The organism is Lactobacillus gallinarum, from assembly GCF_002160635.1.
Classification (GTDB): Bacteria; Bacillota; Bacilli; order Lactobacillales; family Lactobacillaceae; genus Lactobacillus; species Lactobacillus gallinarum.
This window is the reverse complement of record NZ_NFKZ01000003.1, coordinates 25,590-37,610: the sequence shown is the minus strand read 5'-3', so window position 1 is coordinate 37,610 and position 12,021 is coordinate 25,590. Positions and strand designations below refer to the sequence as shown.

Sequence of the window (12,021 nt, the reverse complement as noted above, 5' to 3'; positions counted from 1 at the left end):
ATAACTTACACTTCTCTAGAAAACAAAAAAGTTAAAAAGATAGATAAAATAAAGAAGACACTAAGAAAGATTATTTCTTGGTGTCTTTTTGTGTAATTAATATGTGAATGAACGAAATATGTTATAATTTAAGTAAAGAAAAAAGAAGACACAAAGGTCTCCTTTGCAGCCCGCTTTAAGAGCGGTGGCTAAAAATTATAAGATTGACGAACGTCTACTCAAATAACCTGCCAAAGTTATTGAATTGAGCGGCGTTTTATTTTTTGTCGTGATGATCGATGTAGGTCAGCAAAGCCAACACAAACATCCCAAACAAGAGCATCAAAGAAATGCAATCGTAAACCGACATGGTTGAACCCTTTCTCTAGTTTATTGACCATAGACCTCACCTCCGGGAGGTAAAACAACCACCGCTCATAAAACTTTCTGCGGAAATAATTATATCGAAAGCTAGTTCGTAAAGGAAGACGAACTAGCAAAAAAGCTCGCGTATGCGGGCTTTTTTAAGTAAGGCTTTGATAACATTCTAAAATCTTAGCAGAATAGTTATTTAGCATGAATGTGGAATTTAAGTTGTTGACTCTATCTAAGCCAACTACAAAGGATTTTAATGCTGATTGATAATCTTTTTGTTTCAAAAAAATACATCCCTGTTGATAGCGAATTACGTTTAAATTCTCAGATTCGGCATCTCTACATGAAAGAATTTGTTTATTAACGATTTCAAATAATCGGCTTGCTTCTTTAGTTTTATGTAATTCAGCGTAAATTACACCTAATGAATTAATTAAAAGAAATTCAATAGAATTTTTAGGACGTAAATGATCAATATCAATATTCATAGAGTATGTGATTGCCAATTCAAAATAATGCTGACAATCTAAAAGGTCGTGCTCACTCTGATAAACTGCACAACCATAATAGTAATAATAGTTCTGAAAATCTTGATCATTGTTTAAAGAAGAAATGATAGGTTGTTGACTAAGGTATTTAATTAATTCTCTGTATTTGTGCTTACTACATAAATCAAAAGCTGTATCTGTAAGTGTAGAATTATTAAAAGGCAATTTCTCTTTAAGAAAATTCTGATCAATTGACAAATTGAGCTTTTGGTAGAGTGCAAGAAAAATAGCGGTATTAGGAATATAATCGCCATGTTCGATACTACTAATCATTGCTTTAGAACAAATTCCTGCGGCTAATTCTTTTTGTGAAATATTTTGTTTTAATCTTTCTCGCTTGATAGTTTTGCCTATCTTTTTTGAGACTAATTCTTCAAAGTTATTCATAGTGAAATAACTATATCATATTAATCAATGAAAGAAATTAAATTTCTGCCTCGGCTGGGATTATTTTGTTGAAAAATTATTGCACTCTGAAAATCTTGGTAAGAGAAGGTTCTATTAATAGGGATGAATAGTCTTTTTTCTTGAATCTCATTCATTAAAAATTGATAATCCTTCGGTAAAGCGGGACGACTGATGAATTGCATTCCAGGAGTGTTCTTCTGTGCAACGGTAATTATTTCATCACCATGTGCAAAATGCTTGAATAATTTTTCATTAATTGCAGGCCCAGCAAGGTCAATAATAAGACGAGAGTTAGTTCGTATATTTGGAGCAATCTCGATATTGTATTCATCCAATCTTTCGTTTAAATAAGTTTTTGAGATGGCTCTTACATGAGGGATGAAATTTATATCAGTATGTCTCGTTAATAATTGCATTAGAACTAAACCAGTTACTGAGTCAGCACCGTAGATTAGTACTTGCTTATCTTTTTGTTTAATTATTTTAAATAAAGTCAATGCTAAGTCAGCTCCGCCAACTAAAGCAGTAGCTTCTTTGAGAGCAACATTATCAGGGATAGGAATAACAAGTGGTGGAATATTAGAGATGATTTTTTCTTGAAAGGTTCCCCAAGGATTAAGGACTAAGACTTTTTGATGAAGAAGGGAGTTAGATCTTAAAGAACCAACTCTAGTAACAGCCCCGGTTCCACCGTATCCCATAATTTGTGGTGATGTTGTTGTAATAGTTCCATTAAGCTTGAGTAGATCATACCTAAGTAATGGCGCATATTTTGTTTCAATTTCTAAAGAAATAGGGGAGAATGTTGGCATTTGAATATCAGTTAATTTTGCTTGATTAAGAGCTGATTGAATAATAGCTTTCATAGATTTGTATCCTTTCAAAAATAATTGAAGAAAGAATACAAGATTTAGATTATTTTGAAAAATAAGAATACTGATATTGGATTGATGTAGTTATATTTTAGATTATCTATTTATAAATCTAATTAACTTTAATCTCTTGCCAATTTGACTAAAAGATTCCAACTAATTGGATTTTTACACTGAAATAGAGTAAAGATGGGAGTTAATTAAATTTTGATTATTAGTAGTGTTACACCTTAACAACATGCTATAATTTTGGCTAATTAAAGGGGAGATGATGAGAATGAAAAAGAAGAAAAATGAAACACTAAAAATCACTTGGATCATGACCGCTGTTTATTGGGTAGTTGGTCTATTATGCATGTTTTGGGGCAAGATAGATCATGCTTTTGCTAACCAAGTAAAAGATATTAACAATGTGTATGCACTGACCTTATTAAATATTCTGATTTTGCCACTGCTTTTTTCAATCTTATTATCCATGAAAGTGAAGCCACCACGTTTAATTTGCAATCCACTGGTTGCCGTAATTTACTTGCTAATCGTAATTGCAGCAGGGATGGCATATAATTTTCAAAATATTATTGGCTATTTCTTTCCGATTATTCTTTTTGTTTTGATGGCATTTTTGGCAATCTTTTATGCTTTGCTTAAAACCATTAGAAATAAGAAAAATGGTAAATATTATTTTGTTGATGGTAAAGATAAAGAGGAATGTAATAGCTTTTGGGATGCATATAAGCAATATTATGCGATGGGATTAACCTCTGGCATTATTGAAGGTTTACTAACTGTAGTTTTTAATTAAAAATAAGATAAAAATAAAATTAGCACTCTTTTATAAAAAGTGCTAATTTTTTCTTGCTTTTTTTAATAAAACAGGTTATTATCATATTTGTAAGTTAGCACTTAAGAAATAAGAGTGCTAATCACTGATAAAGATATCAAAATTTTAAAAAAGAAAACTAATTATAAGGGGGACTAAACGTGTTACAACCAATCGGTGATCGCGTGATCGTAAAAGTTAAAGATGAAGAAGAAAAGACTGTTGGTGGTATTGTTTTAGCATCTAACGCTAAGAAGAAGCCAACTGAAGGTGAAGTTGTAGCCGTAGGTGAAGGTGCTTACGCATCAAACGGTGAAAAGATTCCTATGTCAGTTAAGAAAGGTGACGTAGTTCTCTACGATAGATATTCTGGCACCAACGTTGAATACGAAGGTGAAAAGTACTTAGTACTTCACGAAAAAGACATTTTAGCAATTGCAAAATAATTGACGCAATTATTAGAAATTAAAATACGAGATTAAGGAGCATAGATAACCTATGGCAAAAGATATTAAATTCTCAGAAAACGCAAGACGTTCACTTTTAAAGGGTGTTGATAAGTTAGCTGATACTGTTAAGACTACTATTGGTCCTAAGGGTAGAAACGTTGTTTTGGAACAAAGCTATGGTAACCCAGACATCACTAACGATGGTGTTACTATTGCTAAGTCAATTGAACTAAAAGACCACTACGAAAACATGGGTGCTAAGTTAGTTGCTGAAGCAGCTCAAAAGACTAACGACATCGCTGGTGACGGTACTACTACTGCTACTGTTTTAACTCAAGCTATCGTACGTGAAGGTATGAAGAACGTTACTGCTGGTGCTAACCCAGTTGGCATTCGTCGCGGTATCGAAAAAGCTACTAAGGCTGCTGTTGATGAACTTCACAAGATCAGCCACAAGGTTGAATCAAAGGACCAAATCGCTAACGTTGCTGCTGTTTCATCAGCTTCTAAAGAAGTCGGTGCTTTGATTGCTGACGCTATGGAAAAGGTTGGTCACGATGGTGTTATCACTATTGAAGACTCACGTGGTATTAATACTGAACTTTCAGTAGTTGAAGGTATGCAATTTGATCGTGGTTACTTATCACAATACATGGTAACTGACAACGACAAGATGGAAGCAGACCTTGATAATCCTTACATCTTGATCACTGACAAGAAGATTTCAAACATCCAAGACATCTTGCCATTACTTCAAGAAATCGTTCAACAAGGTAAGTCATTATTGATCATTGCTGACGACGTAACTGGTGAAGCTCTTCCAACTCTTGTTTTGAACAAGATTCGTGGTACTTTCAACGTTGTTGCTGTTAAGGCTCCTGGCTTTGGTGACCGTCGTAAGGCACAATTACAAGATATCGCTGCATTAACTGGTGGTACTGTTATTACTGAAGATCTTGGTCTTGAACTTAAGGACACCAAGATTGATCAATTAGGTCAAGCTCGTCGTATCACTGTAACCAAGGACTCAACTACTATTGTTGACGGTGCTGGTTCAAAGGATGCTATTGACGAACGTGTTGACACTATCAGAAAGCAAATCGAAGACTCAACTTCAGACTTCGACAAGAAGAAGTTACAAGAACGTCTTGCAAAACTTACTGGTGGTGTAGCTGTTATCCACGTTGGTGCTGCTACTGAAACTGAACTTAAGGAACGTCGTTACAGAATTGAAGACGCTTTGAACTCAACTCGTGCTGCCGTTGACGAAGGTTACGTTGCTGGTGGTGGTACAGCTTTAGTAAATGTTGAAAAGGCTGTTCGTGAAGTTAAGGGTGAAACCACTGATGAACAAACAGGTATCAACATTGTTCTTAGAGCTTTGAGCGCACCAGTTCGTCAAATTGCTGAAAACGCTGGTAAAGATGGTTCAGTAATCTTAGACAAGCTTGAACACCAAGAAAACGAAATTGGTTACAATGCTGCTACTGATAAGTGGGAAAACATGGTTGACGCTGGTATTATCGACCCAACCAAGGTAACTCGTACTGCTTTACAAAATGCTGCTTCAATTGCTGCTCTTCTTCTTACTACTGAAGCTGTTGTTGCAGAAATTCCTGAACCAAAGCCAGCACAACCAGCAGGTAACCCTGCAGGCGCACCAGGAATGGGTATGTAATTGTAGCTTTTTAGCACAACACTCTCACTCTATTTCAAAAAACAAATAAATATTAAAAACTTCGAAGTTGAAAAAAGTTCAGCTTCGAAGTTTTTCTTTTCTCTTCCTTTATAGCGTATAATACTTAACAGTAACTCACTCTAGATGAAAATAGGAAAGGGACGTAAATGGCTGAGAAAACAACTCCTATGATGGAGCAATATTATGAAATAAAGAAGCAATATCCTGACGCCTTTCTTTTTTATCGCGTCGGAGATTTTTATGAATTGTTTGAAGATGATGCGGTTAAAGGGGCACAGATTCTAGAATTAACTTTGACACATCGCTCAAATAAGACCAAGAACCCTATTCCAATGGCTGGCGTTCCGCACATGGCTGTGGATACTTATGTGAATACTTTGGTTGAAAAAGGGTATAAAGTAGCTCTTTGTGAACAACTTGAAGATCCTAAAAAAGCTAAAGGCATGGTGAAGCGAGGCATCATTCAACTAGTAACTCCGGGTACCATGATGAATGAAGGACCTAATGATGCCAAGGATTCTAATTATTTAACTTCTGTAGTTACTACTAAAAGTGGCTTCGGTTTAGCTTACAGTGATTTATCCACCGGTGAAATTTATTCTACTCATTTGAAGAGCTTTGCCGCAGTTTCTAATGAACTTTTGTCTTTGAGAACAAGAGAAGTTGTGTATAACGGCCCATTAACTGAACAAAACAAGGACTTTATGCACAAGGCAAATATTACGGTTTCAGCACCTACACCAATTGAAGGCGAGCATGCGGAAATTTCTTATGTTGAACAGAATTTGACCAATACAGCCGAAAAAGAGGCAACACGTCAATTAGTCGGTTACTTGCTTTCAACGCAAAAGCGAAGCTTAGCTCACTTACAAATTGCTAAGAGCTATGAAGTAAATCAGTATTTGCAGATGTCACATACTGTACAAAACAATTTGGAATTAGTGGCATCAGCTAAGACCGGTAAAAAGATGGGGTCACTCTTCTGGATATTAGACAAGACCCATACCGCCATGGGAGGTCGTCTACTCAAGCAATGGTTGGCCCGTCCATTGTTAAATGTGGATATCATTAATCATCGTGAAGAAATGGTTCAAGCATTGCTTGATGGCTATTTTACTCGAGAAAATGTGATTGATGCCTTAAAAGGTGTATATGACCTAGAACGTTTAACAGGACGAATTGCCTTTGGCAATGTTAATGCCCGTGAATTATTGCAATTGTCGCGTTCTTTGCAAGCAGTGCCGGTTATTCTTGATGCACTTAATCAATCTGACAGTGATGTTTTGACAGATTTCGCCAAAAAAATTGATCCTTTAAAGGGTGTTGCTGAATTAATTTCTACTACTCTAGTAAAAGATCCACCACTTTTAACCACAGACGGTGGATTAATTAGAGATGGTGTGGATAAACAACTCGATCGCTATCGGGATGCCATGAACAATGGTAAAAAGTGGCTTGTTCAAATGGAAACTGATGAACGTCAAAAGACAGGCATTGACAACTTGAAAGTCGGTTTCAATAAGGTCTTTGGCTACTATATTCAAGTATCTAATGGTAACAAGAGTAAGGTGCCTCTTGATCGCTATACTCGTAAGCAAACTTTAACTAATGCAGAACGCTACATTACTCCAGAGTTGAAAGAGCATGAAAATTTAATTTTAGAGGCGCAGACTCGTTCAACTGATCTTGAATATGATTTATTTGTTCAATTGCGTGATGAAGTCAAGAAGTACATTCCTGCTTTGCAAAAATTGGGTAATCAATTAGCTGCCTTAGATGTTTATTGTGGCTTCGCTACAGTTGCTGAACAAAACAATTATTGTCGCCCATCTTTCCACACTGATAGTCAAGATATTGACGTCGTTAATGGTCGTCACCCGGTTGTGGAAAAAGTAATGACTGCAGGTTCATATATTCCTAATGATGTGAAGATGGATTCTGCTACAAATATCTTTTTGATTACTGGACCAAACATGTCAGGTAAGAGTACTTATATGCGGCAGATGGCGTTAATTGCCATTATGGCGCAAGTTGGTTCATTTGTCCCTGCTGATAGTGCAGCTTTACCTATCTTTGATCAAATCTTTACTCGTATTGGTGCAGCTGATGATTTGATTTCTGGTCAAAGTACTTTCATGGTGGAAATGAGCGAGGCAAACGATGCTTTGCAATATGCTACGAAGCGCAGTCTAGTTTTATTTGACGAAATTGGACGTGGTACGGCTACTTATGATGGTATGGCCTTAGCGGGTGCTATTGTTAAATACTTGCATGATAAAGTTGGTGCCAAGGCACTTTTTGCTACGCACTATCATGAATTAACCAGCCTTGATGAAACACTCGATCATTTAAAAAATATTCACGTTGGGGCGACCGAAGAAAATGGTAAGTTGATTTTCTTACATAAAATCTTGCCAGGTCCTGCTGATCAAAGTTATGGTATCCACGTTGCACAACTTGCTGGCTTGCCACGTGCCGTTTTACGTGAAGCAACTAAATTATTGAAGCGCTTAGAAGCACAGGGGAGTGAACTGGCACCAGTTAGTCAGCAACTTGATTTATTTGCTCAACCAGTAACGGATTCTGATGAAATTGAAGATAATGACAGTGAAAATAGTCCGATGACCGATGCGGAACAAGATGTGCTTGATGATATTTCTAATCTTTATTTAGCTGATAAGACACCATTGCAAATCATGCAAATGGTAGCTGATTGGCAAAAGGACTTGAAGGATGGTAAGTAATGGCTAAAATTCACGAGCTATCTGAAAATTTAACTAATCAGATTGCAGCGGGTGAAGTAATAGAGCGTCCGGCTAGTGTAGTTAAAGAACTTGTGGAAAATTCACTTGATGCTGGTGCAACGAGAATTAGAGTCGATTTTATTGATGCCGGATTAAAGCAAATTGTAGTCCAAGATAATGGAACTGGAATTGCACGTGATCAAGTAGATTTAGCATTTACTAGGCATGCCACAAGCAAGATTAACAATGAGCATGATTTGTTCAAGGTTTCTACTTTAGGATTTCGTGGTGAAGCTTTAGCTTCAATTTCCGCTGTTAGTCATGTCGAAATTGTGACAGCCACAGAAAATGCGATTGGGATTAAGGCAGAATTTAGTGGCGGCAGTAAAAAAGGCCAAGAAGATGCAGCGTCACAAAAAGGAACTAAAATTACAGTTCGAGACCTATTCTTTAACACGCCTGCGCGATTAAAGTATTTACGTAGTCCACGGACTGAAATTATGAAAATTGTGGATATTATTAACCGTTTATCTTTAGGTTATCCGCAAGTTTCGTTTACCTTGTCAAATACGGGTAAAGTTTTACTCAGAACAACTGGCAATGGCAATTTAAAACAGACGATCGCTAATGTATATGGCCGTCATATTGCTGAAAAAATGGAAAGTTTTGAAGCAAAAGACAGTGATTTTAAGATTACAGGATTAATGTCCAAGCCGGAATTAACTCGTTCTACGCGCAACTTTATCTCGATCTTATTGAATGGCCGTTATATCAAGAATTTTCAATTGAATAATGCCATTATGGATGGCTACGGTTCAAAATTAACGGCACGTCATTATCCTATTGTCGTGATCGCTATTCATGTTGATCCATTATTAGTAGATGTGAACGTCCATCCCACTAAGCAAGAGGTACGTTTATCTAAAGAAAAAGAACTTAGTCGTCTGATCACTGGTGCTATTAGCGATGCTTTGCTAGATAAAACTGAACAAAGTAGTGGCTTTGCCAATTTAGAAAATAAACGTGAGACTTTAGTTGATCAATTAGAATTCAATTTGAATCAAGATGTTGTCAATACAACGCGTAAGACGCCAGAAGTTCATGAAGAAGCTGAGAAGCCAGAATTTTTAGTAAAACAAGAAGCTAAAAAAGCTGAGGAGCCTAAAAAAGAAACTACGCATAACTATGTGGATATCAATATTCCACGTGAGGATGATCAATATATCATTACTAAAACCTGGGATGAGAATGTTGCCTTGCAACAAAAATTGATGCCGTTTAGCAATAAAAAGGTAGATCAAGAAGTTATTTCAACTGGGGATGAAACTTTAGCCAATAATTTGCCGCGCCTTGCTTATGTTGGAAAAATGGATACGTACATACTGGCTGAAAATGATGGTGACTTATATTTGATTGATCAAGTGGCCGCCAGACGCCGTCTTCAATTTGAACAAATCTATCAAACTATTACTTCTAAAAAAATAGTGCAGCAAGGTTTGCTGACACCGATTGTGTTGGAATTTGGTAATTTGGATTTTTTGCAAATTAAAGATAAAATTGATCAAATTAAGCAACTAGGCATTTATTTAGATGAATTTGGTCAAAATAGTTTTATTGTGCGTTCGTATCCTACATGGATTCATGAGCATGTCGAAGAATCCATCCGTGAAATTTTGGATAATTATTTGAATCTTGATAAGGGTAAATCACAAAATTTATTTAAGCGAGTAGCAGCGTTAGAAGCTAAACGCAATGTTAAAGGTAAAATCAATTTATCCGCTGCAGAAGGTGCACAAATTATTGCGGATCTGCGTAAAACGTCCGATCCTTATCATGATGCAGATGGTCAGTTAATTTTAGTGCGGATAAGTCAGAACGAGTTAAGAAAAATGTTCAAGAAGGATGAATAATAAATGTACGAATATTTTGAAGGAATAGTTACAGTTATTACACCAAGTTATATCGTAGTCGATGTAAATGGCGTAGGTTATAAAGTATATAGCCCAACTCCTTTTGCTTACCAAAAGGGAGATAAAGCTAAGATCTTTATTGAACAAATTGTAAGAGATACAGGAATTACTCTTTATGGTTTTCAAAGTGAAGATGATAAGGGGCTCTTTCTTAAACTCTTAAGCGTTAGTGGGATTGGTCCTAAGAGTGCCTTAGCAATCATGGCAGCTGAAGATGCCAACTCTTTAGCCGAAGCAATTGAACAGGGAGAAGTAAAATATTTAACTCGTTTTCCTGGTGTCGGCAAAAAGACGGCGTCTCAGATTGTGCTTGATTTGAAGGGAAAGCTAGGCGATTATGTTGCTCGACTTGATCGTCAAGATGAAGAACAAGGAAATATCCCGCCAGCATTGAATGATGCTTTGTTAGCATTAATTGCTTTAGGTTATACTCAAAAAGAAGTCGACCGCATTACTCCTAAGCTTGAAGAAGTTAATGCAGATACAGCCGATCAATACATTAAAAAAGGTTTAGCATTACTGCTTAAGAAGTAGATCTTGTTATAATAGTAAATATTGATATAAGTGAGGAAGTGAAACTGGTGGCAGAAAATGAAGATGCAGTAACTTCAGGTGAAGTAGAAAATTCTGAAGAAGAACAAATGGAATTGTCTTTAAGACCCCAAACTTTGGATCAATATTTAGGTCAAAAGCGTGTTAAAAAAGAAATGTCCATTTATATTAAAGCCGCAAAACAGCGTGATGAGGCTTTAGATCATGTCTTGCTTTATGGACCACCAGGTTTAGGTAAGACAACTTTAGCTTTTGTAATTGCAAATGAACTTGGCGTGCATTTAAAGAGTACAAGTGGTCCTGCAATTGAAAAAGCGGGGGATTTAGTAGCACTACTTTCAGATCTTGATCCAGGGGATGTGCTTTTTATTGATGAAATTCATCGTCTTGCTAAGCCTGTTGAAGAAGTTTTGTATTCAGCAATGGAAGACTACTATATTGATATCGTAATTGGTGAAGGGCAGACTACACATGCTGTTCACGTGCCGTTGCCACCATTTACTTTGATTGGGGCAACAACCTTGGCTGGTCAATTATCTGCACCACTCCGAGATCGATTTGGTATCGTTGAACACATGCAGTATTACACAATTGATGAACTAGAAAAGATTGTCCAACGATCAAGTGATGTTTTCCATACTTCAATTGCACCTGAGGCGGCTCATGAATTAGCCCGAAGGTCTCGAGGAACGCCGCGTGTAGCTAACCGTCTTTTGAAACGTGTTCGTGATTTTGCGGAAGTTAAAGGTGAAAAGACAATTTCTCTTGCTACAACTGAAGGTGCATTGAAGCAGCTTCAAGTGGATGACGAGGGATTAGATCAGACTGACCGTCGTTTGTTACGGACAATGATTGAAGGCTACAATGGTGGACCTGTTGGCATTAGAACCTTGGCTGCTAATGTAGGTGAAGATATGGAAACAATTGAATCACTCTATGAGCCTTATTTGTTGCAGCATGGATTTATTTTGCTTACACCACGTGGGCGAATGGTGACAGACAAGGCATATTTGCAATTAGGTTTTCCTGTTCCAGGTGATAAATAATATTATTTTCTGTATAATAGACATAATATCTAGACAATAATTTTATGAGGTGAAAGATTTGAATACTTTATTTTTAGCAAATGCTGGCGCTGCTGGTGGCAGCAACATGATGATGATCGTCTTATTTATCGTTTTGATCGGTTTTACTTACTTTGGTATGATTCGTCCGCAAAAGAAGCAACAACAACAAAGATTGCAAATGATGGATAAGTTGAAGAAGGGTGACGACGTTGTTTTAGTTGATGGTTTGCACGCTAAAGTTGATAAGATCAACAGTGACAAGACTATCGTAGTAGATGCAGACGGTATTTACTTAACTTTCGAAAGAATGGCCGTTCGCCGCGTTATTCCTGCTACAGCACCAGTTGAAGAAAATGATGCTCCTGCAGCAGATAAGACTGAAGATGCACCTGCTAAAGAAGATACTAAGAGCACTGATGCTTCTTCAGATGAAACTAAAGAAGACAAATAATTAATAATAGCAAAAGCGTCAATTCAGACGCTTTTTGTTTTGCCATGAAAAAGCTTGTTGTAAAATAGAAATGATTTAAAAAAGCAA

11 protein-coding genes are annotated in these 12,021 nt (G+C 36.7%); 8 read left to right on the top strand and 3 right to left on the bottom strand.

Annotated features, from left to right (window positions below; all coding sequences use genetic code 11):
• Window positions 1-236: 236 nt before the first annotated feature.
• From B5E95_RS11145 to B5E95_RS02010, 3 genes are all read right to left on the bottom strand, one after another.
• Window positions 237-380, bottom strand: coding sequence for a hypothetical protein (locus tag B5E95_RS11145; protein ID WP_420907638.1), 144 nt, complete (start codon window positions 378-380; stop codon window positions 237-239).
• Window positions 381-503: 123 nt separating this feature from the next.
• Window positions 504-1,289 carry a helix-turn-helix domain-containing protein gene (locus B5E95_RS02015; RefSeq protein WP_087235476.1) on the bottom strand — a complete coding sequence of 262 codons (786 nt, stop codon included), beginning with the start codon at window positions 1,287-1,289 and terminating at the stop codon, window positions 504-506.
• Window positions 1,290-1,309: 20 nt separating this feature from the next.
• Window positions 1,310-2,176: a zinc-binding alcohol dehydrogenase family protein gene (locus tag B5E95_RS02010; protein ID WP_087235475.1), complete on the bottom strand. Its 867-nt coding sequence runs from the start codon at window positions 2,174-2,176 to the stop codon at window positions 1,310-1,312.
• Between the two features lie 274 nt (window positions 2,177-2,450).
• On the opposite strand from B5E95_RS02010, the gene B5E95_RS02005 reads away from it, so the two are divergent.
• From B5E95_RS02005 to yajC, 8 genes are all read left to right on the top strand, one after another.
• The gene (locus B5E95_RS02005) at window positions 2,451-2,984 is read left to right on the top strand and encodes a hypothetical protein (protein ID WP_087235474.1); all 534 of its coding nucleotides are present in this window, start codon (window positions 2,451-2,453) and stop codon (window positions 2,982-2,984) included.
• A 179-nt stretch (window positions 2,985-3,163) separates the two neighbouring features.
• Complete coding sequence (gene groES / locus B5E95_RS02000; protein ID WP_003627770.1) at window positions 3,164-3,448, top strand: co-chaperone GroES; 285 nt, start codon at window positions 3,164-3,166, stop codon at window positions 3,446-3,448.
• 52 nt (window positions 3,449-3,500) lie between these two features.
• Window positions 3,501-5,129 (top strand): chaperonin GroEL, encoded by a 1,629-nt coding sequence (gene groL / locus B5E95_RS01995; RefSeq protein ID WP_025005191.1) that lies wholly within the window; start codon window positions 3,501-3,503, stop codon window positions 5,127-5,129.
• A 188-nt stretch (window positions 5,130-5,317) separates the two neighbouring features.
• A complete protein-coding gene (mutS, locus tag B5E95_RS01990) occupies window positions 5,318-7,894 on the top strand; it encodes a DNA mismatch repair protein MutS (RefSeq protein WP_087235505.1) in 2,577 nt (858 codons plus the stop codon).
• A complete protein-coding gene (gene mutL, locus B5E95_RS01985) occupies window positions 7,894-9,804 on the top strand; it encodes a DNA mismatch repair endonuclease MutL (protein ID WP_087176005.1) in 1,911 nt (636 codons plus the stop codon). Before mutS ends, mutL begins: the two co-directional genes overlap by 1 nt.
• 3 nt (window positions 9,805-9,807) lie before the next feature.
• Window positions 9,808-10,398: a Holliday junction branch migration protein RuvA gene (ruvA, locus tag B5E95_RS01980; protein WP_025005189.1), complete on the top strand. Its 591-nt coding sequence runs from the start codon at window positions 9,808-9,810 to the stop codon at window positions 10,396-10,398.
• Between the two features lie 47 nt (window positions 10,399-10,445).
• Window positions 10,446-11,462 carry a Holliday junction branch migration DNA helicase RuvB gene (gene ruvB / locus B5E95_RS01975; RefSeq protein WP_087176006.1) on the top strand — a complete coding sequence of 339 codons (1,017 nt, stop codon included), beginning with the start codon at window positions 10,446-10,448 and terminating at the stop codon, window positions 11,460-11,462.
• A 58-nt stretch (window positions 11,463-11,520) separates the two neighbouring features.
• On the top strand, window positions 11,521-11,934 hold the full coding sequence (gene yajC / locus B5E95_RS01970; protein ID WP_162606867.1) for a preprotein translocase subunit YajC: 414 nt from the start codon (window positions 11,521-11,523) through the stop codon (window positions 11,932-11,934).
• Window positions 11,935-12,021 lie beyond the last annotated feature (87 nt).